Annotated in this window: 26 protein-coding genes and 1 pseudogene; 4 read left to right on the top strand and 23 right to left on the bottom strand. The window is 31.6% G+C overall.

All coding sequences use genetic code 11. The features are described from left to right. Positions 1 to 102: 102 nt before the first annotated feature. Positions 103 to 2,616 (top strand): M20/M25/M40 family metallo-hydrolase, encoded by a 2,514-nt coding sequence (locus BMY33_RS19000; RefSeq protein ID WP_091411455.1) that lies wholly within the window; start codon positions 103 to 105, stop codon positions 2,614 to 2,616. 101 nt (positions 2,617 to 2,717) lie between these two features. On the opposite strand, the gene BMY33_RS18995 is transcribed toward BMY33_RS19000, so the two are convergent. The 3 genes from BMY33_RS18995 to BMY33_RS18985 form a co-directional block, all read right to left on the bottom strand. Further along, entirely contained in the window at positions 2,718 to 4,739 is a 2,022-nt protein-coding gene (locus tag BMY33_RS18995) for a M3 family metallopeptidase (RefSeq protein ID WP_091411453.1), read from the bottom strand. 584 nt (positions 4,740 to 5,323) lie between these two features. Further along, positions 5,324 to 5,809: a 5-(carboxyamino)imidazole ribonucleotide mutase gene (gene purE / locus BMY33_RS18990; protein ID WP_091411452.1), complete on the bottom strand. Its 486-nt coding sequence runs from the start codon at positions 5,807 to 5,809 to the stop codon at positions 5,324 to 5,326. Between the two features lie 98 nt (positions 5,810 to 5,907). Then, positions 5,908 to 7,065 carry a 5-(carboxyamino)imidazole ribonucleotide synthase gene (locus BMY33_RS18985; protein WP_091411450.1) on the bottom strand — a complete coding sequence of 386 codons (1,158 nt, stop codon included), beginning with the start codon at positions 7,063 to 7,065 and terminating at the stop codon, positions 5,908 to 5,910. 168 nt (positions 7,066 to 7,233) lie between these two features. On the opposite strand from BMY33_RS18985, the gene BMY33_RS18980 reads away from it, so the two are divergent. Further along, positions 7,234 to 8,340, top strand: coding sequence for an adenylate kinase (locus tag BMY33_RS18980; RefSeq protein ID WP_091411448.1), 1,107 nt, complete (start codon positions 7,234 to 7,236; stop codon positions 8,338 to 8,340). Positions 8,341 to 8,439: 99 nt separating this feature from the next. Beyond that, positions 8,440 to 9,438 (top strand): GTPase ObgE, encoded by a 999-nt coding sequence (gene obgE / locus BMY33_RS18975; protein ID WP_091411447.1) that lies wholly within the window; start codon positions 8,440 to 8,442, stop codon positions 9,436 to 9,438. Between the two features lie 6 nt (positions 9,439 to 9,444). Here obgE and BMY33_RS23840 read toward each other — a convergent pair whose 3' ends face one another. The 7 genes and pseudogenes from BMY33_RS23840 to BMY33_RS18945 form a co-directional block, all read right to left on the bottom strand. Continuing rightward, positions 9,445 to 9,534: an N-acetyltransferase gene (locus tag BMY33_RS23840; protein ID WP_244543056.1), complete on the bottom strand. Its 90-nt coding sequence runs from the start codon at positions 9,532 to 9,534 to the stop codon at positions 9,445 to 9,447. A 9-nt stretch (positions 9,535 to 9,543) separates the two neighbouring features. Further along, positions 9,544 to 9,668, bottom strand: a pseudogene (locus BMY33_RS24030) (GNAT family protein); the annotation flags it as partial. A gap of 192 nt (positions 9,669 to 9,860) precedes the next feature. Then, complete coding sequence (locus tag BMY33_RS18965; protein WP_091411443.1) at positions 9,861 to 10,283, bottom strand: DoxX family protein; 423 nt, start codon at positions 10,281 to 10,283, stop codon at positions 9,861 to 9,863. Between the two features lie 19 nt (positions 10,284 to 10,302). Continuing rightward, the gene (locus tag BMY33_RS18960; protein ID WP_091411442.1) at positions 10,303 to 10,755 is read right to left on the bottom strand and encodes a carboxymuconolactone decarboxylase family protein; all 453 of its coding nucleotides are present in this window, start codon (positions 10,753 to 10,755) and stop codon (positions 10,303 to 10,305) included. A gap of 76 nt (positions 10,756 to 10,831) precedes the next feature. Next, a complete protein-coding gene (locus BMY33_RS18955) occupies positions 10,832 to 11,350 on the bottom strand; it encodes a Crp/Fnr family transcriptional regulator (protein WP_170837128.1) in 519 nt (172 codons plus the stop codon). 98 nt (positions 11,351 to 11,448) lie between these two features. Continuing rightward, positions 11,449 to 12,402 carry an SMP-30/gluconolactonase/LRE family protein gene (locus BMY33_RS18950; RefSeq protein WP_170837127.1) on the bottom strand — a complete coding sequence of 318 codons (954 nt, stop codon included), beginning with the start codon at positions 12,400 to 12,402 and terminating at the stop codon, positions 11,449 to 11,451. A gap of 109 nt (positions 12,403 to 12,511) precedes the next feature. Then, positions 12,512 to 13,963, bottom strand: coding sequence for an amidohydrolase (locus BMY33_RS18945; protein WP_091411437.1), 1,452 nt, complete (start codon positions 13,961 to 13,963; stop codon positions 12,512 to 12,514). 305 nt (positions 13,964 to 14,268) lie between these two features. On the opposite strand from BMY33_RS18945, the gene BMY33_RS18940 reads away from it, so the two are divergent. Beyond that, the gene (locus BMY33_RS18940) at positions 14,269 to 14,868 is read left to right on the top strand and encodes a fasciclin domain-containing protein (protein WP_091411435.1); all 600 of its coding nucleotides are present in this window, start codon (positions 14,269 to 14,271) and stop codon (positions 14,866 to 14,868) included. A gap of 74 nt (positions 14,869 to 14,942) precedes the next feature. Here BMY33_RS18940 and BMY33_RS18935 read toward each other — a convergent pair whose 3' ends face one another. From BMY33_RS18935 to BMY33_RS18875, 13 genes are all read right to left on the bottom strand, one after another. Further along, positions 14,943 to 15,647 (bottom strand): phytanoyl-CoA dioxygenase family protein, encoded by a 705-nt coding sequence (locus BMY33_RS18935; protein WP_091411433.1) that lies wholly within the window; start codon positions 15,645 to 15,647, stop codon positions 14,943 to 14,945. Positions 15,648 to 15,708: 61 nt separating this feature from the next. After that, positions 15,709 to 16,644, bottom strand: coding sequence for a hypothetical protein (locus tag BMY33_RS18930; protein WP_091411431.1), 936 nt, complete (start codon positions 16,642 to 16,644; stop codon positions 15,709 to 15,711). A gap of 12 nt (positions 16,645 to 16,656) precedes the next feature. After that, entirely contained in the window at positions 16,657 to 17,061 is a 405-nt protein-coding gene (locus tag BMY33_RS18925) for a hypothetical protein (RefSeq protein WP_091411429.1), read from the bottom strand. 97 nt (positions 17,062 to 17,158) lie between these two features. Further along, positions 17,159 to 18,169, bottom strand: coding sequence for a transglutaminase domain-containing protein (locus tag BMY33_RS18920; RefSeq protein WP_091411427.1), 1,011 nt, complete (start codon positions 18,167 to 18,169; stop codon positions 17,159 to 17,161). 15 nt (positions 18,170 to 18,184) lie between these two features. After that, complete coding sequence (locus BMY33_RS18915; protein WP_091411426.1) at positions 18,185 to 18,862, bottom strand: carboxypeptidase-like regulatory domain-containing protein; 678 nt, start codon at positions 18,860 to 18,862, stop codon at positions 18,185 to 18,187. Between the two features lie 218 nt (positions 18,863 to 19,080). After that, positions 19,081 to 19,758 carry a hypothetical protein gene (locus BMY33_RS18910; protein WP_091411424.1) on the bottom strand — a complete coding sequence of 226 codons (678 nt, stop codon included), beginning with the start codon at positions 19,756 to 19,758 and terminating at the stop codon, positions 19,081 to 19,083. A 154-nt stretch (positions 19,759 to 19,912) separates the two neighbouring features. Beyond that, complete coding sequence (locus BMY33_RS18905; RefSeq protein WP_091411423.1) at positions 19,913 to 20,467, bottom strand: hypothetical protein; 555 nt, start codon at positions 20,465 to 20,467, stop codon at positions 19,913 to 19,915. A 185-nt stretch (positions 20,468 to 20,652) separates the two neighbouring features. Further along, on the bottom strand, positions 20,653 to 21,291 hold the full coding sequence (locus BMY33_RS18900) for a DUF998 domain-containing protein (protein WP_091411421.1): 639 nt from the start codon (positions 21,289 to 21,291) through the stop codon (positions 20,653 to 20,655). Positions 21,292 to 21,499: 208 nt separating this feature from the next. Beyond that, positions 21,500 to 22,093: a hypothetical protein gene (locus BMY33_RS18895; protein WP_091411420.1), complete on the bottom strand. Its 594-nt coding sequence runs from the start codon at positions 22,091 to 22,093 to the stop codon at positions 21,500 to 21,502. A gap of 298 nt (positions 22,094 to 22,391) precedes the next feature. Beyond that, positions 22,392 to 23,054, bottom strand: a complete 663-nt coding sequence (locus BMY33_RS18890; RefSeq protein ID WP_091411418.1) for a CPBP family intramembrane glutamic endopeptidase — start codon at positions 23,052 to 23,054, stop codon at positions 22,392 to 22,394. 124 nt (positions 23,055 to 23,178) lie between these two features. Continuing rightward, the gene (locus BMY33_RS18885; RefSeq protein ID WP_091411416.1) at positions 23,179 to 24,015 is read right to left on the bottom strand and encodes a LytR/AlgR family response regulator transcription factor; all 837 of its coding nucleotides are present in this window, start codon (positions 24,013 to 24,015) and stop codon (positions 23,179 to 23,181) included. A gap of 243 nt (positions 24,016 to 24,258) precedes the next feature. Further along, positions 24,259 to 24,876: a hypothetical protein gene (locus BMY33_RS18880; RefSeq protein ID WP_091411415.1), complete on the bottom strand. Its 618-nt coding sequence runs from the start codon at positions 24,874 to 24,876 to the stop codon at positions 24,259 to 24,261. Positions 24,877 to 25,079: 203 nt separating this feature from the next. Further along, on the bottom strand, positions 25,080 to 25,481 hold the full coding sequence (locus BMY33_RS18875; protein ID WP_091411413.1) for a hypothetical protein: 402 nt from the start codon (positions 25,479 to 25,481) through the stop codon (positions 25,080 to 25,082).

The following is a 25,481-nucleotide window of genomic DNA, read 5'->3' as shown; positions in this document are numbered from 1 at the left end:
CATAAACTAACAGATGTTAGTACAGTTATTTTTTTGCGGAGAAGCCGCTTTTATAATGATATGATTTTGTGTAAGTTATATCACTAACACAAACTCTTAAAAATGAAAAAAATTAACCTAATCATTTCATCGGTATTCTTATGTCTTTTTATAAATATCGTTAATGCACAAGAAACATCCGATATGTTTTATGCCACAATGGAAACAAAAGATGCTTTTGAGTTGCAAAAAGATCATCCAGAAGATATACAAATTATCGAATCAAAAAACGGGTATAGTGCCGTAATGTTAAGTGATGAAGCTGCGCACGAACTTCATCATAAAGTATTAGTTCACGGTCCTGGTTTTATTTATCAGAGTTCTAAAAAGAAGGCATTGTCTTCAATTCAACAAAGAAGGTTGTCTCAGAAACTTGCAGGAGGATTTTCTATTACTCAGGATCAATTGGTACTACAAAGTCTTGATTTGGTGAATAATCTTAATATTGCAAATCAAATCCAAGAGCTAGAAAATTATGGTACTAGATATCATACCAAGAGCAACGCTACACAAGCGGTTTTAGACCTGCAAACAAAATGGGAGAATCTTGCGGCCGGCAGAAGCGATGTATCTGTAAGAATAGTAAATCATACTAGTACAAATATGCCTTCTGTGGTTATGACTATTACCGGAACAGATAATCCAGATGAATTTGTTATTATCGGAGGACATATAGATTCTACCTCTGGAGGAAACAATGACGATGCTCCCGGTGCAGATGATAATGCATCCGGTATTGCTACGATTACGGAAGCCGCAAGAGTATTATTTGAGATGAATTTTAGACCTAAAAGAACCATGGAGTTTATGGCATTTGCTGCAGAAGAAGTTGGACTAAGAGGTTCGAAAGAAATTGCAGAAGATTATCGTAGCCGAAATGTGAACGTAGTAAGTTACATGCAATTAGATATGACTAATTATAAAGGATCTACTAATGATGTATATGTTTCTACCGATTCATATAATGATGAGACATTAAATGATTTCTTAATTGAGCTAATGGATTATTACAATGCTTCGGGAGCTCATCAAATTACTTATGGGACATCGAGATGTAATTATGGTTGTTCAGATCATTATAGTTGGGCACAGGAAGGATATGATGTAACTTTTCCGTTTGAAGCAACTTTTAATCAAAGCAACCCTAATATTCATACTACCAGAGATACTTTTGATCGATCACCGACACCAAATGCTACACACGCGGCTAAGTTTTGTAAGCTAGCTTTAGAATACTTAATTGAGATAGGTAATGGAGTAAACACTGGAGGTGGCGGAGATGAATGTAATATCAGTATTACTAGTTTCCCTAATACAGAAAGTTTTGAAGGATCTATTGGGGCTTGGACACAATCTACAACTGAAGATCTTAATTGGACAGTTGATTCTAATGGTACACCTTCTAATGGTACTGGGCCAGCAGCAGCAGCAGCAGGGTCGTCTTATATTTTTGTAGAAGCTTCGGGAAATGGAACAGGGTTTCCAAATAAAAGAGCAATATTAAATTCTCCTTGTTATGATTTAGGTGGATTGACAAATCCAGGAATCAGTTTTAAATATCATATGGAAGGAAGTGCCATCGGTAACTTATCATTAGATCTCAGTACAGATAATGGTGCTAATTGGACAAGTCTTTTTAGTAAATCTGGATCTCAAGGTAGTGATTGGAATACCGCAGATATAGATTTGGGAGCTTATAATGGAATAGGGATACAAATCAGATTTAATACAGTAACAGGCTCTAGTTGGCAGGGAGATGTGGCGATAGATGATTTTATAATAGGAGAAACTGGTTCGGATCCTAATCCAGATGTATGTGTAGCTTTAGACTTTAATACATATGCTATTACTGCTTTTTCTAATCAAGATTCAGTTGGTGATTTTACTGTTGTAAATTCAGGAGCTGGAGTTTCTATGGAAAATAATACTTGGAAATATATACTATTAGATTATACGGTAACATCTTCTACAGTTTTAGAATTTGATTTTAGTAGTAGTTCAGAAGGTGAGATTCACGGAATTGGTTTTGAAAATGATAATACGTTAACTTCTAGTAGGTATTTTAAAGTACACGGTACTCAGAATTATGGAGTGACTAATTATGATAATTACTCTGGAGGTACAGCATCTTATGTAATCCCAGTTGGAGATTTTTATACCGGAGCTATGGATCGACTAGTATTTGTTAACGACAATGATGCCGGTAGCGGAAATACTTCTATTTTTTCTAATGTAAAAATTTATGAAGGGTCATGTAATAGAGCGGCTAGTTCAGTAATAGCTTTTGGTACTAAAACTCCAGTTTTAGGTGATGAAGATGAATTAGGGACATCAATGGTTACAATAACTCCTAATCCTACCAAGGATAGTTTTACCTTAAATGTTATTGGTGCTACTAATAAAAATATAACAGCTACTATATATACGATTTTAGGGAAAAAAGCATCTAGCATCCAGTTAAATCACGGAGTGAATACAATTTCTGCTAGTAATCTATCTTTAGGCTCCGGAATATATTTGATTAAAGTAGAAGGTGCAGGAGAGAAGTTAGCTGTTCGTAAACTAGTAATTCAATAAGTATAAAATAAAGAGATATATACCCTCAGAACCTTAATCCAAAAAAGGTGCTTCTATGAATTTTGAAGCACCTTTTTTATGATTAATTTGCGAAAAAATTGTTATTTAATTAAACCAGCACGCTTTAATAAAGCTTCAGGTTTTGGTTCTTGTCCTCGGAAGCGTTTGTATAAGGTCATTGGGTTTTCTGTGCCTCCTTGTGATAATACATGATTTTTAAATTTAGTAGCTACTTCTGTATTAAATATTCCATTTTCTTTAAAATATTCAAAAGCATCTGCATCTAAAACTTCTGCCCATTTATAAGAATAATATCCGGCTGAATAACCTCCTTGAAAAATATGCGAAAAAGAAGTGCTCATGCAGTTTTCTTTTACATCCGGATATAATGAAGTTCCTTCAAAGGCTTTCTTTTCGTGTGCTTTTACTTCTTTGATATTACTAGGATCTTGCGAATGCCATGACATATCTAATAGCCCAAAACTCAATTGTCTCATCGTAGCCATTCCTTCCATAAAAGTAGAGGATTCTTTTATTTTCTGTACTAGCTCCATCGGAATCACTTCTCCTGTTTCGTAATGTTTAGCAAATAATTCTAGAGCTTCTTTTTCATAACACCAGTTTTCTAAAACTTGACTTGGTAATTCTACAAAATCCCAGTATACACTAGTTCCTGATAAACCAGGATATGTAGTGTCAGCTAACATTCCGTGTAACGCGTGTCCAAATTCATGAAATAAAGTGGTAACTTCATTAAAGGTTAATAAAGATGGTTTACTCGGGGTAGGTTTTGTGAAATTACAAACGATAGAGATATGTGGTCTTACATTATTACCATCTTTTTTCATTTGCGGTTTATAAGAAGTCATCCAAGCTCCATTTCGTTTTCCAGATCTAGGATGGAAATCTGCATAAAAAACAGAAATAAAATTACCTTGATTGTCAGTTACATTATAGGTCTTTACTTCTTCGTGATATGTATCTACCTGATCTGTTTCTTCAAATTGTAGACCGAATAAATTCGAAGCCACTTGAAAAACACCATCAATAACATTCTCTAGTTTAAAATACGGTTTTAGCTTTTCATCATCTAAATCAAAAAGTTTTTGTTTTAATTTTTCTGAATAGTAAGCTCCATCCCATTTTTGTAATTTATCTATTTCGTCTAATTCTTTGGCGAAGTTCTCTAATTGCTTAAATTCTCTTTCTGCAGCTGGTTTAGCTTTATCAAGAATTTCATTTAGGAAAGAGAACACTCTTTCTGGAGTTTCTGCCATGCGTTCTTCTAAAACATAATTAGCGTGAGAGGAGTATCCCAAAACTTGCGCACGATCATGCCTCAATTGAGCTATTCTAAGAACAGTACTTTGATTATCAAATTCATCATTATTAAATCCTTTAGAAGCAAATGCTAATGATAATTTTTTTCGTAATTCTCTATTATCGGCATATGTCATAAAAGGGATGTAGCTAGGGTAGTCAAGAGTGACCATCCATCCTTGCTTTTCTTTTGATTCTGCAAGAGCTTTTGCTGCTTCTTTTGCTCCTTCTGGTAAACCAGAGAGATCAGACTCTTTGGTTAATAACATTTCGAACCTGTTCGTCTCGGCTAGTACATTTTCTCCAAACTTTAAACTTAACTGAGAGAGTTCTTTATCAATTTCTCTTAATTGTTCTTTTTTATCAGTTGGAAGGTTTGCTCCGTTTCTAGAAAAGGACTTATATCTTTTTTCGAGTAAAGTAGTTTGCTCAGAAGAAAGATCTAATTTACCTTTAGTATTATATACAGCTTCAATTTTTTTGAAAAGATCTTCATTTAACGCAATATCATTTCTAAATTCAGAAAGTAATGGAGAAGCTTGTTGCGCAATCTGTTGAATCTCGTCATTAGTTTCCGCGCTATTTAGGTTAAAAAATATGCTAGTAACCCTGTCTAATAATTCGCCACTATATTCTAATTTTTCGATTGTATTAGAAAAAGAAGGGGTCTCAGGGTTTTTAACTAAGGTGTTTACTTCTTCCTTAGCAATTGAAATTGCATTTTTAATAGCTGGTAAAAAATGTTCAGATTTTATTTTAGAAAAAGGAGCTAGGTCGAATAATTCTAATAATGGGTTTTTCATTATTTATCTATATTTTTTATGAATAATGTGTGCTTTTGTCGAAAAACTGTGTTCGTTGTCGATAAATGCTGTTCTATTTGTTTAATTTTTTGATATCCACATCTGTGATACAATTACATTTGTCTAGGTTTATTAGTAATGGTCTAAACAAAGTAATAAACGCATTATTGTAATCAGGGGTATGGATATCAATAATATGCTTTGTGAAGACCAAATATATTGAAAGAGCTACAATTATTGTAGCTCTTTTTTGTTGATTTTTGGTTTACAACCTACTATTTAGATAGAGAATATTGAAAAATGTATGTTTTTTCTAAAAAAACCATGCAATAAAAGCAGTTTTTAAGCGTTTTAACGGTAAAATATGTAATTTATCGAAAATGTTAATAAGTTTTGACAGATAATTATTGCGTAATTAAAGTAAGGGATTACCTTTGTATCAGGTTTTAAGAGTATGGTCTTACGATGAATTTTTTGTGTAATATATTTAAGTTGGTTAATAAATATTGTTATATTCTATTGTAAGACCTGATATTGGAAAGAGTCGCTGAGGAGCGACTCTTTTTTTTGTGTCCTTATATTTTTTACTTTTTTATCTGTTTAGCTCCTTCTATTACCTTTTGTTTTAACCCTTCTTTATAAACTAAGATTTTATCCAATACACAAGTGTCTGAGACTCCGATGATCTGTGCAGCGAGAATACCTGCATTCATCGCGCCATCTAGTGCTACAGTAGCCACAGGTACTCCTCCAGGCATTTGTAATATGGAAAGAACAGAGTCCCATCCATCAATTGAATTTCTTGATTTTACAGGAACACCTATAACAGGTAGTGGAGACAAAGAAGCCACCATTCCAGGAAGGTGAGCAGCGCCACCAGCTCCAGCGATAATAACAGAAATCCCTCTGGTATGAGCATTTTTACTATAATCAAATAATTTTTCAGGAGTACGATGTGCTGATACAATATCAACTTCTACTTCAATATCAAAACCTTGAAGAATTTCGATTGCCTTTTCCATCACTGGCATATCACTTGTACTTCCCATGATGATTCCTACTTTGCTCATTGCTTATGTTTATTTCTTCTTGTTATTGTTTTATTTGTAAATATTTGATTAGTATTTATCCAGTTATTTTATACAAGACACTTGGTTTTCGTACCAATCTATTTGCTGACTACTTTTATTGTTTCTTTTACTTTTTCAGCAATCTTTCTGGCTTCAGAAATGTCCTCATTGATAATGGTTACGTGCCCCATTTTTCTAAATGGGCGTGTTTGTTTTTTACCATAGATATGAGGAGTAACTCCTTTCATCTTCATAATGGTATCTATGTTTTCGTACACCACATTCCCAGTATATCCTTCGGCTCCTACTAGGTTTACCATAATTCCAGCCACCTTGCTTTCTGTGTTCCCAAGAGGCAAATCAAGAATTGCTCGTATATGCTGTTCGAATTGATTTGTATAACTAGCTTCAATACTGTAGTGTCCACTATTATGAGGTCTTGGGGCTACTTCATTAACTAAAATTTCATCATCTTTTGTTTGAAACATTTCGACAGCTAATAAACCAACGTGTGTAAAAGCTTTAGAAACATTTTCCGCAATTGTTCTTGCTTTATCGGCAATTTCATCATCTATTCTTGCAGGACAAATAACATACTCTACTTGATTAGCTTCTGGATGAAATTCCATTTCTACTACAGGATAAGTTTTAATCTCATTCTGAGGATTGCGAACTACGATTACTGCTAGTTCATTTTTAAAATCAATCAGTTTTTCTGCAATACATTCTGTGTCTGGTAATTTTGCAATGTCTGCGCCTGTTCTAATAATAGAAACTCCCTTACCATCATATCCACCTTGTGTACTTTTCCAAACAAAAGGAAGTTTTACTTTTCCACTAGTAATCCCTTCCGTTAAATGTGCTTTGTTAGAAAACTGAACGAAAGGAGCAGTAGGTATTTCTTGTTCTTTATAGAATAACTTCTGCTTGCCTTTATTTTGAATTTTTTCTAATGTTTTAGAATCAGGATACACTTTTTTACCTTCTCGTTCTAGTCTGGCTAATGCTTTCGTATTGACCGTTTCGATTTCAAAAGTGAGTACGTCTACTTTCTTGCCAAAGTTATATACAGTGTCATAATCCATTAGATCACCTTGTTGAAAGTGATCACATGCAATTCTACATGGAGCATCGGGGTTGGGGTCCAGAACATATGTACAGATATCATATTTCCGAGTTTCGTAGAGCATCATTTTGCCCAATTGACCACCACCCAGGATACCTAACTTAAAGTCTGACGAAAAATAGTTTGTCATTTTTTGGAGTATCTTATTTTGCCTTAAAGGACAAAAATAAATTTTTAATAAGTAAAAACCTCAATATTGTATGGCAAATGCAGTAGATATCTGTTATAAGTGTTGTTTGTAATCACTATCTTTGCGCCTTTGAAAACGAAACGGTTACTGTGATAATCTTATAAAGCAATGATTACACTACATGATTTACAGTTTACGCCATTTATTGCAGAGGATAAAATAACTAAAGCAATAGATCAATTATCTAATGAACTTAATAAAGATTTGTTTGATAAAAGGCCTCTTTTTGTTGGGGTTCTTAATGGTGCATTTATGTTTGTGTCCGAAGTGTTGAAAAGATTTGATCATGATTGTGAAGTAAGCTTTGTGAAATTAGCTTCTTATGAAGGGATCGAAACTACTTCTTCTGTTCAAGAACTTATTGGATTAAAGGAAGATGTTACCAATAGAACAGTTATAATTCTAGAAGATATTGTAGATACTGGAAATACGGTTGTAGAGTTATTGAAAATATTCAGAGATAAAGGGTGTAAAGAGGTGAAAATTGCTACTTTATTTTTTAAGCCTGAAGCATATACTAAAAAACATACTATAGATTACATAGGGATTGAGATCCCAAATAGATTTATTGTGGGATACGGACTAGATTATGATGGTTTAGGTCGCAATCTTACAGAAGTTTACCAATTAAAACAAAACAACATGACAAATTTAGTGTTATTCGGACCTCCGGGAGCAGGAAAAGGAACACAAGCTGAAGTTTTAAAAGAAAAATATAATCTAATACATATTTCTACCGGAGATGTATTTAGATATAATATAAAAAATGCTACTGATTTAGGAACCTTAGCAAAATCATATATTGACAAAGGGCAATTAGTGCCAGACGAAGTGACAATTAATATGTTGAATGCTGAAGTTGATAAAAATTCAGATGCTAAAGGTTTTATTTTTGATGGTTTTCCAAGAACGGAGGCTCAGGCAGAATCATTAGCAGAGCTATTATCTTCTAAAGGATCAGAAGTTAGTGCTATGGTTGCTTTAGAAGTAGATGATGAGGTACTGGTTGAGCGTTTGTTAGAAAGAGGAAAAACATCGGGTCGTCCTGACGATGCAGATGAAGGTGTGATCAGAAATCGTATTAAAGTATATTATAACGAAACAGCAATTCTAAAAAATTATTATCAAAAACAAGATAAGTATTTCGGAGTTGATGGAGTGGGAGGTATTGACGAAATTACGGATAGATTAAGTAATGTAATAGATAAGTTATAGATCTATTTTAACAGAGTGACAGGTTTCTGTTTTTTTAAATAAAAGATTTCAAATTCAAAATATTCTAGTCCTTAGGCTAGAATAATTAGGTAGCGTATTATGACAGAAGGGAATTTTGTAGATTATGTAAAATTACATGTTACTTCAGGAAATGGAGGTAAAGGATCTGTGCATTTACATAGAGAGAAATATATTACCAAAGGTGGTCCAGATGGAGGTGATGGAGGACGTGGAGGTCACGTCATTGTTAGAGGTAACCCAAATATGTGGACCTTACTCCACCTTAAATTCAAGCGTCACTTTAGAGCGGAACACGGAGGGCACGGAAGTAAAAGTAGAAGTACTGGAGCAGATGGAGAAGATGTATATGTAGATGTACCTTTAGGAACCGTAATTCGAGATACTGAAACTCAGGAAATCCTTCATGAAATTACAGAAGACGGGCAACAAACGATACTTGCAGAAGGAGGAAAGGGTGGACGTGGAAATTGGCATTTTAAAAATTCAGTCAACCAAACGCCTAGATATGCACAACCTGGCATAGAAGGACAGCAATTTGATATAACGTTAGAATTAAAAATATTAGCAGATGTAGGTTTAGTAGGTTTTCCTAATGCAGGAAAATCTACTTTGCTTTCTGTGATCACTTCAGCAAAACCCAAGATTGCGGACTATGAGTTTACTACACTTAAACCAAATTTGGGAATTGTAGAATATAGAGATTTTCAAACCTTTGTAATGGCCGATATACCAGGTATTATTGAAGGTGCAGCTGAAGGTAAAGGTATTGGTCATCGCTTCTTGAGGCATATAGAACGAAACTCTACTTTATTATTTTTAGTGCCTGCTGATGCTCCCGACATAAAGGAACAGTATGAAATCTTACTAGATGAGTTACGCAGATATAATCCGGATTTATTAGATAAAGAACGATTAATAGCGATCTCTAAATGTGATATGCTGGATGATGAACTTAGTGCAGAACTGAAGACAGAGTTAGATGCACAGCTAAATGTTCCTTATTTATTTATTTCTTCAGTAGCGCAACAAGGATTGCAGGAACTTAAGGATAAGCTTTGGGAAATGCTTAATGTTTAATGTTTATCATTTAATAGAATATCCTTCTTTAAGAATACCGTCTGCTGCTGGATGTTTTTTTAAATAAGCAGCTACAAATGGACAAAATGGTATCATTTTATATTCCTTGTCTTTGATAAATTCTAATACCTTTTTACAAAAGTGCTTCCTAGTCTCTTTCCTTCCATTACTGTTGGTACTTCTATATGCGTAAGGTATAAAGAATTATCATTGGTAAGTGTATACTCTATAAATATGATTTCGTTTTCTACTTTTAGTTCAAATCTTTTTTAGGACAATCTGTATTATTCGTTAGTACCAATTAAGACCAATCGTTCTTTTGTATAATTAACTACTGAAGTTATATCTTAAAATTATAACATAAAAGGAAATCAATTACTTAAGAAATGGGTAAAAACTCATTTAGGTAAATTTTAATATATCTATTTCTTAAGTAGTTGATCGATTTCCAGATATTGTTCTTTAATAAGACTTAAACTAAATGCGGCAGCAGAAGCAGAGAATACGGAATAATCTAAGGGTGCTTTTATACCCAAAGTGCTAGTCATAGCAATACCAAAGATCAATAATAAAACCCCACTGATTCGGGCAAACAATGCTGTCTTAAAACCAATGATTAGGAAAAAAGCAAGTACTATTTCTAATAGTGTGGCTATCAGACCAAGACTGTTAATAATGGATTGAGGAGCCCAAGGGTTCAATAGCTTGGTATATTCCAGAAAACTATCCCAGGTTCCCCAAGCCGATTTTTCTATTGACCAAAATCCAAATCTGTCAGCGACAGCTGATATAAACCCAATAGCAATACTTACTCTTAGAAAGAGTTTTATATAAATAATTCTCATTAGATATTATTAATAATATTTATTCTTGTGATGGTGAGGGAATTAGTAATGTAGCTACTCCAATTCTATTCCAAGAATTAATTCCGCAGATAGCCATAATGATATCTGCTACCTTCTCTTCTCCAAATGTATTTATAGCTTTTTTATATAAAATCTCGGGTAATCCGTTATTAGATATAAGAGTAATTTCTTCAGTCATTGCTAAAATGATTTGTTCTTCGGATGTAAAAAATGGAGTATCTCGCCATACAGGTAACGCATGGATGCGGTATTGCTTTTCCCCTTTTTCAATAGCTTCTTTTACATGCATTTGTATACAATACGCACAGCTATTGATTTGCGAAGCTCTAATTTCTATCAATAAAAATTCTAAATCTGTTAATGTACTTTTTTTGCAATCATTATGTAAATCAAATAATGGTTGGTATGCACTTGGTTTAACTTTACTGATATCGATTCTATCTGTTTTCATAAGTATGTTATTATTTGTTCAAGACAAAATTCAACATATGAAATGATGAAAAACTTAATCTAGATTAAGAAATATATTAAGAATGTTTTTTTGCTCTTATTTTACTTAAAAATTCCGGAGTAAAGCCTAAATAAGATGCTAACATGTATTGAGGAATGCGTTGTACGAACTCTGGATTGTACTTATAGAAAGTAGTATATAGTTCTTCTCCTGATAGGTTGAACATATATTGTATTCTTCTTTGATCAGCAATTCGAACCCGTTCGAGAATAATTCTAAAATATTTATTGATTTCTAAAGAGTTTTGTAGAATCGTATCGAAATTAAATTTACTAATCTTTAAAATTATAGCATCCTCGGTTGCTTGGATGTTAAGTTTTGTTTGAGTCTTATTTATAAAACTATCAAAATCGGTTAGCCACCAATCTTCGATTCCAAAATTAACTGTCTTTTCAACTCCTTTCTTGTTTATAAAAAAAGACCTGAAACAACCATTTATAATAAAATGATTATAATTACAGTAGTGACCTTCTTTTAAAATGAATTGTTTGTTTTTAATATTTTCAAGTTCGACCATATTTATGAAATGATTCATTTCCTTTTCTGATGGGTTTACAAATCTTTGGATGTGATTTTTTAAAGAAGTTATCATTGTGACGAATAAAGAAAAATTAGCTCGCTATTAAATATTGATTATTTCGTTGCTTTTAAAATTAAAAAATGATCATCCATAACGTTTCCCATAAGAATAAGATCGTTGTAAGGTGCAGCTACTGTTGATCCAGACATTGTTTTTCCATCGTTTGTGTATTTTTGTTCTATCACATAGTCATTTTTCCCGTTGTAGATGATCTTTATGATTTCTGAAGGAGAAGTTTCTTTTTCTCTTTTAGCGTAAGATCCAAATCGTAGTAAATTAGGGTGTGCCCCGATCCATAGATTTCCTTCTGAATCAATCTCAATGTTATCTACTCCGGTATTACAAGAAATATTTTCAATAAACTCTAATGAACCGTCATCATTTCTAGTATACACTTTGACCAAAAATGCTCTCGGAGATGCCACAAATAATAAACTTCGTTTGCGATCAAAGTTGATCCCGTTGGCGTAAGCAATTCCATCAGCAACTTCTATGTAGTTTTCTCCATCATAGTATAAGACATTAGAAACAGAAAGTCCAAGATATTCTTCTAGTACTTTACCAAATCCATTAGTATACTTATGATCATTTGTTACATAAAATCTGTTTTCATCAATAAGAACTATATCGTTTGGACTAACCAATGAAGGATGTTTAAGAGTTTTTTTATGAATCAAATTTTTATCACGCATGGAAAAAACCTCTATTGAATGACCTTTTGGAGTATGGTTGATAGCCATGATTGTAGAGGTGCTATCTTTTTTAATCATCGATATACCGTGCGGAGCAAAAGGCTTATTAAATGAAGTGGTAAGATTAGTTACAGGAAAATCCTTGTCTTTGAGATCCATAAAATATAATGCTCCCTTTTCTTCTTTAACGGGAGGATAGATTTCTCTATTTGTAGAAGAAATTAGTGCAAAGCCCTCCAATGTATTTATGGTAATATCCTCGGCACCAGGAATAGGGATTTCTTTTAAAACTGTTCCTTCAAAATTATTTTGCACTGACCGAAAAAAACCAGTTGAGATTAAGGTATGAGCAACAAAGATTATAATTATAAGTAAAAGAAAAAGGACAATTCTTTTTGTCAAACGTTTCATATGTTACTAAATCTTATTGTTTTTTAGTGTTGCTAGGGATTGGTGGAGGACCTTCAGGAACAATTGCTTCATAAACTTCATCTCCTTTACGTTCTTTATATTCTGCTTTTACTTTTGCTAAGGCTTCAGGATTCTCATAAAGATCTGTCATTGTCATTGCCATTGCTTTAGATGCATAAAGCATTCCTTTATGGCCAATACTCATTCCGCCGCAGGCTACAACTGCCCAGGAATGCCAAGGAGTATCCTTTGGTGCTGTGGTAACTCCTAGGTTAATGTTAGGGACATTCCAACTTACATCTCCCACATCTGTGGAACCGCCACCTGGATGCTCTTTAGTTTCTTCGAGTGGATTGATAGTACTATCCATTCCTACCTGTTCTTTTTTAGTAACTTCCTGAATCTTTTTACCAAATGCAATTTCTTCATTAGTATAGCTAATAGGTCCTAGAAGCTCTAGGTTGCTTTGCATTAATTTTCCACCTTCGCGATTAACTAACACTTCATAAATACCAGATATCAGAGAGATTTTATAATCTACATTTGCCATAATTGCTGCGCCTTCTGCCATTTTCTTTACACGCTCATATACAGGCATCATTCCAGAACGTTTGGTGTCACGTACTCGCATCCATAATCTCGAATAATCAGGAACAACATTCACTACTTGTCCACCATCCTGAATATGATAATGCATACGAACTGTTGGTTTTACATGTTCTCTATAATAATTGATTCCTGTAGTGTATAATTCTAAAGCGTCCGATGCGCTTCTACCGTTCCAAGGATCTGCGGATGCGTGAGCAGCTTGTCCAAAAAATTCAATTTTAAAATCTACTAGTGCTAATGAACTTTGTACATCTGCTTTTGTAGAAGCCGATGGATGCCAGCTAATATTAGCATCTACATCATTCCATAGCCCTTCTCTTACCATCCAGATCTTACCAAAGTACTTTTCTTCGCTTGGAGTACCAAAAAACTTAACAGTTCCTTTAATTTTACCATTTTGGATCAATTCTTTTACAGCGATAGCGGCACCTAAACTTCCTGCTCCGAAAAGGTTATGTCCACAACCATGTCCTCCAGCACCTTCATTAAGTGGAGACTTAGTAGGTTGTGCTTTTTGCGAAATGCCGGGTAAGGCATCAAATTCACCTAATACACTGATTACAGGTTTTCCTGATCCATAGGAGGCAACAAAGGCTGTAGGCATGCCTGTAACTCCTCGTTCTACTATAAAACCTTGTTTCTCGGCATAATCTGCTAATAATTTTGAAGATTGGTTTTCTTCAAAAGCGGTTTCTGCTAGTGCCCAGATTTTATCACTTATTTTGATAAGCTCTGATTGATGCTTTTCAATAGATTTTATAATTGCTTGTTTATTGTCGGAGATTTTTTTTTGACCATAAACCGGAAGAAATAGTACTGAGCATATAAGAACACTTAAAATGGTATTCAATTTCATAATAGACTGAATTAAATGAGTTTGCTTGAGATGATAATGATAAAAATAACATTTTTTATGATGACAATAGCATTATAGCGCCTACTTCTTAATGTTAGGTTTAATCAAAAAACATTCGGTTTTATATCAATTACGGTACAACCACATGGGTGTAAAAACGCATACTAATTGGCTACTTACGAATACTCATTTATTAACATTTGTTAACGTTAATTACAATAGTTTTAACCCGTTATCAAGTAATACTTTGATTATAAAATTGTTATTAATAACTAATAATTACTCCATTAAAATCAAGTTAGAACATGAAGATTAAAAGTCTATTTAACGTTTTTTTACTCATCTTAATTATCACATTCGTATCTTGTGAAGGTCTTGTGGTAAAGAAAGAATCTAAATCTTTAAATAACGATAAGTTAATTGCACAGGCAGATATTCCTACTGCAGAAACGAATACTTCAACGATTAATGAATTGATATCATATGATATCGCATTTGAAGAGTTGAATAAAATAGTACAATCTTCTGAGTATGCTACTAAATTTAGCGGGACTAAATCGTATACTATTTTTGCTCCATTAAATGGCGCTTTTAAAAAATTACCTAAAGGAATAATAGAAAAGCTTGTGGAAGAAAAAAATGAAGAAAAGCTTTCTGCAATAATAAATTGTCATATTATTCCAGGAGCCATAAATGAGCAGGATATTATAAAAGCCATTAATGAAGGAGGAGGAAGTGTGAAATTAAGAACCTTAGGAGGAACTCGATTGATAGCAAGTAGAAAAAGAGGAAAAATCTATTTGATCGATAAAAATGGTAATGCTGGTAGGTTGATGAAAACTGATATCGAAGCTTCAAATGGTATTATTCATACTTTAGAAACTGTAATGTTACCAAAGAAATAGAAAAGCATAATTTAATGTGTTTGTTTCAAACTGGAAAACCTCACAAGAGATAGAGTTGTGAGGTTTTTTTTTATTTAAATTTTAGCTTTTTCTGCCCAGCTTAGTTTTTCAATTAAATTTTTGTTACTAAACTCTAAATGAATAACTCTTCTTCTTTGCGTATTTGTTGTACGATTGGAGCTGTGTAATAAAAGAGGCTTCATAAGCATAACTCCTCCTTTTAGAACATTACAGATTACTTCTTTTTCAATATTCCAATCGATGGTTTCGGGTCTATAAATCCCTTTAGTATGAGATTTAGGAATCACTTTTAACGCACCGTTGTTTTTATCCGTATCATCTAGATGTATTCGTATGGTATATATATTTTCTAGAATTTCTAAAGGAGGTTGCACACCAAATTGTTGTTGTTTTACGGTCCAATTCGTATATCCGGGGATCATTTCTTTTTTATTTACTGAAATTGATAGATCTTGATGATAAGAAACAAACCAATTAGAAGAAGGTGGTTTATCAAAATATATGGATTTTACAAGGAAATAGTTCTTACCAAAATATTCCTGAACTAGTTGTTTAAGATTATTGTTTAAGATTGTGTCTTTAAGCTGAGGTACTTCCTTTAAGAATTTCCTAATTGCAAATAAATCTTTCGTTTTTCTGAAATTCTCGTTTTCAGTTTGTAAAGATTCTAGTGCATTAGCTAGCTTATTAATTTCCTGATTTGAATATATATTTGGAATGGTTGCAAAACCTTGTTTTTGGAGTTTTGTTTTGTACATTATTACATCTAGTTAACTAAAGTATATAATTGTTTAAATTCATTGATGGTTGTTTCTTATTTCAAGAAGCATCGCTATAAGGCATTTCGAATAACGTGTTTTTAATAAGATAAATAGTATTGTTTCTAAAATCAAGAATAGTATTAAACCTTTTTAGTAACTCATTTCCTAAAATATGAGTTTTAATTCCTGCTGGATTTTCTCTGTTTAAAAGCTGTGTCGGTAATTTGTGTATATCTTGTCCGGCAATGTTTAAAGTAGGAATCTCGACTACCTTGGTTATGAAAATATCACCAGCTCCATTTCTTAATTGATTGATTTTAATAACTTTTAAATCTTTAGGAAATGATTGTTCTTTTACTATTATACTGTCTAATAGTAAGGATTTTTGATATCCAGTATCGAATAAAAAACGACTTGTATAATTTTTATTTTGAACATTAATTACACCATTAATACATAGTATTGTTTTTACAGGTTCTAGTTTAGATTTTGAGTAACCTTTTACATCTGGCAATTCATCATGGATGGTCAAAAGGTTTTTGTCATAATCCAATGATATTATTTTGTCTTTAAATAAATCCCAACCGAATCGTCCATCAGTTCCTTGGCCAGAATGTTTTACCGGATATATCTCTAAATCGTTCCATATTAATTCTCCTATTTGTAAAGAGGCAGGAGTTTTAAGCTTTACGTAGTTTTTGGTTGGGGTTATTTCTTTTTTATCATCTAATAGATTCGTTTTTTCTTTTATCGCGTCATGAGTAAGTAGCAGGCCAGTTGTTCCTGAATCAAATTTTAAGAATAACGTGTCTCGTTTGTTAAGTACTGTTTTTATTTTGATATTGTTATACGGAGTTAGTTCAAATGGGATTGTTACATTTTGATTATCTATAATTTCTGAAGTCTTCTTTTCTGGATTTTTACAACCGTACAATATCGAAATTAGTGTAGCGAGTACGAGTGATGATATACAAAGATTCTTTTGAGGTTTCATAGAATATCTTTTTTAAGGTTTAGCAACCGTTAGTTCCAAATTTGTCAATACAAATATGATCAATATTTCTATGATAAAGTAAAGTAATCCTATAAGCGTTAAGTTTTGATAGAAGTAGCATATATATCCAATAGTAATAAAACAATATATAAGATTAGCGAACGCTATTATTCTTAGGAAAATATTCCAATTGGTAGGGTTTACGATATAACAAGTTATAGAGTATATAGAAAAAGCCATTGCGAAGACGGATAAAAAATAAAGTTCTTCTTTCGGCATTCCAATATACTCCTGAAACGTAGTTAATACTACAGTTAGAAAAAATAACGTAACCAATGCACCTAATCCATCAATAAGAAAAAGTAGTTTTGGTTGTTTTCTTAAGGATTCAATAAATGAAAAGGATTGATTGGTCATACTTCTTCTTGCCTTTTTTTGGTATTAAGAGTCTGATGATTTTTTAGATAATAAAAGATATTAAATTTTGATTGAATATAGTTTACTATTCTAGTATTTAGCTTTTAGTAACTTTAATGGTGTATGTTGCTACAATATCACCATTGATTTTTAAATGAGTATCATAAATACCTTTGTTTTTAAATGCGTGTTTAAAAGATATGATATTGTCTGCGTTTTGTTTGTTGTGGATTTTTAATGTTTTTTCTTCAATTCCTATATAATAGATTAGAGCAATGTTTTTATCTAAGACATTTTTATTTGACTTAAAACTAAATGTAACCTCTTCATCTCTATTAATAGATAGATCCATATTCTTTGGGTAAATAGGAGTGATGTGATTTTCGAAAGTTTCTCCGTATACTAGTGGAGCGTTTACAAAACTAACAGCGGTAATGTTTTCATTCAATAACCATTTTTGTTTTATGGGAAAATGATTTTTTCCAAATAGTAGAGGGTCTGCTAAAAAATAACCATCATTATACGCTCTTACAAAAACGTTATATTCATTTAGATATCCGCTAGACCAAGTAGCATCGCATAAGTACCATTTGTTATTTAGTAATACTGCATTCCAAGAGTGGTTTGCCATGTCTAACGCTTTTATGTTAGATTCTACGGATCTGCCATACCCATCTACACTTTCTGAGGTTATATTAGATAAATAGCACAATTCTTTAATCAAATAAGCATATCCGGTACACATTGTCTTTTTGCGCTTTAATAACTTTTTAAAAGCGATCTTTTTATATTCATGATTCCACCTCATAAAAGAAATGGAATCATGTTTTAGTTTTTTTCTTTTTTTATTCACTTTGCTAAACTGCGTATTATCACCTTTGATGTTTTGACAAACCCATACATAAATAGCTCTAAACTTTTCTACTTCTGTAGGTAGTGAGCTTGTAAGCTCATGTGCTAATAATGGCAGGTTTTCTAACGAAGCACCATTGTTTAGTTTGGCTATATTATCCGCTCTGGTAAAATCGATATGCTTAAAATCAGAGACTTGAGCATACAAGTAATTGCCAAAAAAGAGGAATAAAAAAGAATAAAGACTAGTTTTCATAACAATGTGATTTGATTAATTCCTTTTTGAGCTATATACTTTCTTTACGGCTACTTTACCCATTAATACACAACCATCCATTTTTAAGTTTACTTTTAACGCAACATCATTAGCGGATTTTTGATCCTGAATCATTACTTTTTTAGAAGTAAATCCGATATAACTAAATACTAAAACATCTCCCTTTTTAAGTTCTACAGGAAATTCGAAATTTCCATCAAAATCGGTTGATGTACCTATGTTTGTTCCTTGTAGAACTATATTAGCTCCAGGTAAAGGAACTCCGCTTTCGGATACTACTCCCTTTACGGTTATGTTATTTTTAGTATTAACAGTCTGAAACTTTGTAATCTCTTTATTAGAGATGTTGGTTTCATTTTTTAGATCTTGTGCTTGTGTTTTGGAAAAAGAAAACAAGCTTAAAAAAGCAAATGCGATTCCACTGATATAACTAACACTTTTTCTCCTTGATGCATAGTTATAGGTTCTTAGTTGATTATTATTAAATCTACCACAAGTGTTTTTTGTAGAATTAGTTTTAAAGTATTTAATAATTTCCTTAGAATCCATCCTAGAGAAATCAATGACTTCTTTTGTGCAAGAGTTACAAAATCCACCTTTTTTTGTTGTAGAAAAGGTATTGAAATTCTCAGTACATGGGTTTTTGATGTTTAAGTTAAATTGATTTTTCATAGTATTGTTTTTTATAGTTAATACATCAAACTTAGATCATCAATACTGTAAATAAAATATAGAGTTAGGTAACGTATCTTTATAAGGAGTGAACTGTTTGTTTTGGTGAGTGAGTATAGTATTGACTATATAATTAAAGGGAAGCATTCATACGTATAAAAAAACAATGGATCAATTACTAATTAACTATGATCACTTATGCGATATTGTAAATAGAGTTATTTATCATTTTTAATTCGAACTAAAATTGTTATTCCTGAAATGATTGAATCACGAATCTGAAATTTTTCTATACTGTATTCATAGGTTTCCTTTTTTAAAGAAAATAGAATTTTTTTAAATTCGGGATTCATACTAGATTGCATAAGGAAATCATTTACTTGTAGATAGTTTATTTTCTCATTACCATATTTACTTTCGTATTCTTTTGGTAAGTAAGTGCTAAAATCTTTGTAAGCGTTGGGTCCCTCAAATTGTATGGAGCCTAAGTTTTTTAATGCAAAATCTTTTTGAATAATTGGAATACAATTTTTAAGGTGTTTTAAAGCGGTAGAAAAAAATACTGTTTCTGAGTGTCTAATATCTATATGGACATGCGTTTTAGAACTATCTGTTATATATTCTCTAACATGAATTTTAAAATCAAGAGTATCTTTTTTTGTAACCCATAAGTAAGAAGATGACTTTATGGTAAAACGATCATAGTTTTCTATTTGATGAACTTGTTTAATTACAATTGTATCACCACTTTTGATCAATGTTTTTGGAGAAGTATTGATTTTCTCAGACTCTAGTTTGTTTTGTTTTTTAACTAGGTGCTGTTTTTCTTCTTTTGTACTACTTGTACAACAATTTAAAAATGAAATAATAAATAAGAATAAAAGGGTATGTTTCATTTTTTAGTTTATTTACAACGTTTCGTATGAGATATACATAGGGGATGTTATAATAAGATAGGTTTAGAACTGGTGCTAGACCAAATAAATTCTGATTTTTGATTCACCCAAAGAGTCATTTGTATTTCTATACATTGTTGTGTGTTTGTTTATTCTAATCTAAAATTTCAATATTCCATTTATTGTTTAAATACTTCTTTGAAAATTTAATAAGTTTCTTTCTATTTCCATTTTTTAAATAGAATTCAATTTTTACAACAGTATCATTTTTATAATTATAGATTTCAGGTTTTGGTATAAAAACGTTAGGTTTATAATATTCAAATGTTTTATAAATTTTGCAAATTGAACTTATTGGAATTTTTTGCCCCGATTCATTAATTATATTTTGACGTAATATGTCATCAATATTTTTTAATTGATTTATTTTTTTAAAATTTTCTTCCAATACATTTAATTGGATTCCCAATTTGACTGCGCGTAATGTATCTATTTTATATTGTAGAGAGGGAATCTTAATCGGTCTCCCAATGATTTTTAAACTATCGATTAAATCTGTTGCTGTAAAATCATCTATTAGGACATCATACTCTTTTTGTGGATTAAGAAATTTATTAGATACAATTATTTCTAAAGTTTCTTTTTTTTGATATGCACTACAAGAGTCAATTAATAAGAGAAAAATAGTATAATAAATAATCTTAATCATCTGAGTTTTTTAATTGCACACAAACATTTTTCGTGTTAGAAGCTAGCAATATGTTTTGTATTGGTACTAAGTCAAATATAAATATTTAGCTTTTATCTTTTTTCTTAGAAACGACAATTTTTATATTTGATGACTTTGTAAAATATACATAGATCTTTCGATTAAACTCAAAAGTTTTATCTTTTTTATGGATTGCTATTTGTATGTTTTTTGTTTTTTATTGTAATAGCACAAGTAATTATCCAAATAATAAATACAGCTTCTACCATTCGTTGATATAACCCTATGTATTCCGGATTGGAGTTAGAAAAGAATAAAAAGATAAATAGCATACTTATTACTCCATATATGATTGATTGTATGGAGAAGTTATTGTAATTCGGCGTTTTTTTTAATCCCACACCAATTAGGATGATACAAATGGGAACAAATATATAGGTCGATAAACCTATTAGATTATGAATTACTTGAGAAATACTAGGATCAATTGATAGTTTATTACATCCGCTATCACAAGGGAATATTCCAACGATTACAGTTGCCAACCCATAAAATATTCCGAGTCCTAAAAATCCGATTTTGGTTAATTTAGAAAATTGAAAATATGTAATCCCCAAAAAACAGAATAAAGTGAGAAGAATTCCACTTGGGATAAATCCAAAGATTCTCAAAATGACTCCATATTCCGTATCTATTGCATAGGTCTCACTTATATATTGACTCAATATGTTATAGTTTTCAATTAGAAACCCGCCTATGACAGAAGAAATAACAAAGATGCTAACTGCAAGTATTCCGATTAAAAAAGTAAATCTGTTTTTCATTTGAGTCCTTAATTAATTATCATCAATTTTATGTGTTACATTTCTTTGTATGATTTGTTGGGGCGAAAACTTATGAGGATTTCCGGATTAGCAAACTAAGATAATAAAAGAGCTAAGATTTACCGAAGTGAAAGTCACAAGCAATTAAGTATACGTATTGTTGCATCTGGTATCTTTTTGTAATTTCACAACTCTGTAATATTCATAATTAGTTATTACAAATATCATCGTTAAGATATATTCTGTTCAGTTCCTCCCAGATTTGATGATCGAAGTTTCGAGGAGAAATCCTGAAAAAAGGAACGTATTTGTCAGATTTTTTGCAGTAAAAGCTTTCAATGATAACGTTAAGAGCTATTGTTTTTTTGGTAGTAAATGCATCGTATGTCTCTATTGTTCCTTTAAAAGTTACTTTCTCCGAATCTGTTTTATCTATTCTAAAGTTTGCTACGGTTTTTGGAATAATTAATGTTTCAATGTCGTTTACTACTTTCATTAATCCGTCAAGATAAAGTTTAATATTATCTTCAAAAAACTTCGTTGTTGGTTTAGTCTTTAAATTAATATCCCACGCAAAAACAAGAGTCCAAAACCCAGAGCTGTTAACGTCCTCCCAACCCTTGGCAAATCTAATATCTTCATACCCTTGATAATCTATTTCTGGAGCGAACCAAAATGGCACTTTAATAATTTCTTTACCCCAAGTACTGTCAGCTTTTAATAAATTTATTTCTTTAAGTTCTTGCCCAAAAGTGATAAAGGAGTTAAGTAATACTAGTGATATTATAATTGATTTCTTCATATTGATTTTATTTTGAGTAAAACTAAATCAACATTCAATAAAAAAGTGTCACATAAATGTAAAACAAGTGTAAATAGTGATGAAATTCAGGTCTCTTTTGGACATCATATATAAAGTATATTCGGTGTTACCTAAAGTACTAAACACTCAAACTGTAATCAACTCAATTATTTTTTCGAATCAAATTCAGCAGTAATTTTATCTATATTTCGAAAACTAATCTGGCATACCCCATACTTCTGCTTTATTTTATAACAAAAGCATGGTGCCAAAATATACATTTTATTACTTGGTGTCGTTACGCCAAACCAAGGTAAATACAAGATAAAGCTATAGTATTAAAAAAACCATGCACGGCAATAACAAACCACAGATCGTATTTGCGCAGATAGAATATCAAAGCTATAAGTGCTCCAGTAATCCAAGTAACAAGTTGTCCTGTAATGCCTTGTTGACTGTGCATGAAGCCAAAAAAACCAGTAACTAGGACAATATTAAGCACTATACTGATTTTGCTTTCTCCAAAGAATTTTACAAATTGACGCATAAAATAACCGCGAAAGATTATTTCTTCTCCAAATCCGGCTGTAGCCCATACTATTAATAAAGTAACTAATGAGGCAGGAAGATTTCCTTTTAATTCATCAAAACTTGAGTAATCTATAGGAACTCCGGTTAGTTTTGTAATTACAGGTACCAATGCAAAGAAGTAAAAAATAAAGAGCCCTAATGCGACTAACGGAGCAAGTACGAAAATGTTTTTGGTTGTAAATTTTTCGCGTTGAAACCCAAGTTCTAAAAATGCTTTTCCTTTGTATTCTAGGTAATTTGCTATAATGATTACTAAGGAAGCTATAATATTTGGAAGGAAACCTAAATTAATTGGTCCAAACCATAAAAAGCAGATGATTGCAATGGTAATTAATGGAATTAATGTTTGTCGTAAAGTGATTTTGTTCATTGTTTTTTGATTTTAAATTCTAAGCGAAATAATGAACAAAATCGCTGAAAACCCCTTTAAATATCTATGTTTTTACTGAATGGTCGAAATTAATAACTGAATAGTCGATAGTTTTTGACATCTTTTATTGAAACCAATCCACAAATGCTTTTCGCTTGTAACGACTTATATTGATTTCAGCAATCGTATCCTTTTTAATGAAAGCTTTTAATCGAATACGCAACTTGCCATTTTCAATCTTTTCAATTAGGTCTACGGTATCTTTGTGGATGATAATTTGCCGATTGGCTCTAAAAAACAATTGATCGTTTATTTTTTCTTCGAGCTCATTTAATGTAAAATCGGTGTTGATTGTCGTACCATCATTTTTAATGGTATACACAATTTTGTTTTCACTATAAAAACACGCAATATTTTGGTAGGTAAGCTTAGTCATTTTCGTACCGTTGTCAATAGTAATTTGAGCATCTCTTATAGATAACTTATATAAATTGTATATGTCTTGAGCATACAATAAACCTATTAGAATAAAACACAACAATAAGGTAATTAGCAAACCAATTAATAAATAATAGAACAGTGTTTGTCCCCCTACAACTTTATCAATAATAACGTTTATAGGAATATACATGAGTGTAATATATCCTAGCGTAGAAAGCATGAATCTTACTATAGTAACAGTTTCTACTTTTTTAGAGAAATGTTTTTTCTTGTAAAATTTAAAATTAAGTTCCGCTATGATTCCAATGAGAATAGACAAAACAATAGTCGATAGAAAACCTTCTATGGGAAACCTATACGTTTCGCTATCTAGAAAATTATCACTCGCTGCTAAATGATTTGCGACTAATGAGAAAATTGTTAATATGATTGCTTTCTTAACCCAACGCCATGCAGAACTACTGATACATATATACCATACTGTTTTTACTATATTCTTGGTCGGTTGGGTAGTACTCATGAATTAGAAATTCTTTTTTTGTAAGATTCAAAAGTAAAGAATAATTTCTCCATAGAACCTTTGCTAAGAATATCGAATGTTATTCATTAAACCTAATCAAATTTTGTTATGAAATTGTAGGAAAAGAAATGCTTGATTAGGTAAAAAGGTGCTATAAAGAGTATCCTTGGAGTATTTTTGGCAATAGTCTGGTGCTATAGCATCCTGAAGCGCGCTATACATTATATGGATTGTTAGCATGTGTTATTTTAATTTTTTCAATTGGGCTGGTTGATTTAATATCACTTTATCTCTTTTGTTTACTTCTAAGTTGAATGGAGGTGTTTCATCAGTTCCCAAAACATTTACATAAATGACATAGCTATACACTCCATTTGTAAATGTGAAATAGTGATTTCCTCCACTTCCATCAGGAGTCCATTCTCCATTGTTAATTACTAAATCAGGTTTGTTTGATATGTCAGATTCCTTTGACCAAGATGCATATCGATATTTTTTATTTTCTAAAAGATCAATTCGTACAATAAACTTTTCAGTTTCAATAGTATGAATGGGTTTTTTAAAGTTTTTTAAGTCTGTATAGAGCAAATCTCTTTCTGATTCGATCCATTTTTCTTCAATTGCTTTTTCTTTTTCAGAAGTATAGTTTGTTGTTAGAAACTTACCATCATAGTCCAACCATACGATTCCATTCTTGAGCATAATTCCGCGCCAACCCATATCAGTCCAATCTTCTTTAATATTTGAATTAGAAATAACAGAAGTCAAACTATCGTCAAATATTTCTAAATATCGTTTCTTTAACTCTTGTTTGTTATTTATTGAAGGAATTGGATAAGGCCTTTCAATTGGGTAAGACATGATCGAGTCCAATCTATCAATATCTGAGTACTTTATGCAGTTTACAAAATACTCAACCAAATCTTCATATTCGGTTTTCGATAACTGTGAGTAACACTGAGTAAAACAGAATGTTAAAAGCAGGATTATCAATATTGATTTAGTCCTTTTCATCTAATGTTAGGTAATTATTATGTTTAATAAATCGTATTGCCAAATCGTTTTTAGGATTTTAGAACTTCAGGACTTTTATTAAGCTTTTCATAAGAAATAATTCTAGTTACACCGAGGCCTCCAAAAATCAAAAGTTTTGTTTCAAATTTGAATCTAATAGTACAGTTATCCTCTTTCATTTTCATTGGGCTTGCTGGATGAAGATTCTTGAAATCTATTTTGTTAACATATATCCATTGAATGTTTTTAAGGTTGTTCTTTAAGAATACTCTTTTTTTGCCAAACAAAGATTCAATTGAGTTTCTTAAAAAATCATTCTGCCCTATGTCAACCATTTTATATTTTACTTCTGATTCACCTTCGATTGTCTTAGAGTAAACTAATCTATATCTCAATAGGACAAAAAGAAGTAAAACTAAAAATGTTACAGAGATATATAATATAATTTCCAT

Origin of the sequence: Aquimarina amphilecti (assembly GCF_900109375.1) — a bacterium.
GTDB lineage: Bacteria > Bacteroidota > Bacteroidia > Flavobacteriales > Flavobacteriaceae > Aquimarina > Aquimarina amphilecti.
The sequence above is the reverse complement of the archived record's forward strand: the minus strand, read 5'-3'. Positions and strand labels throughout refer to the sequence as shown.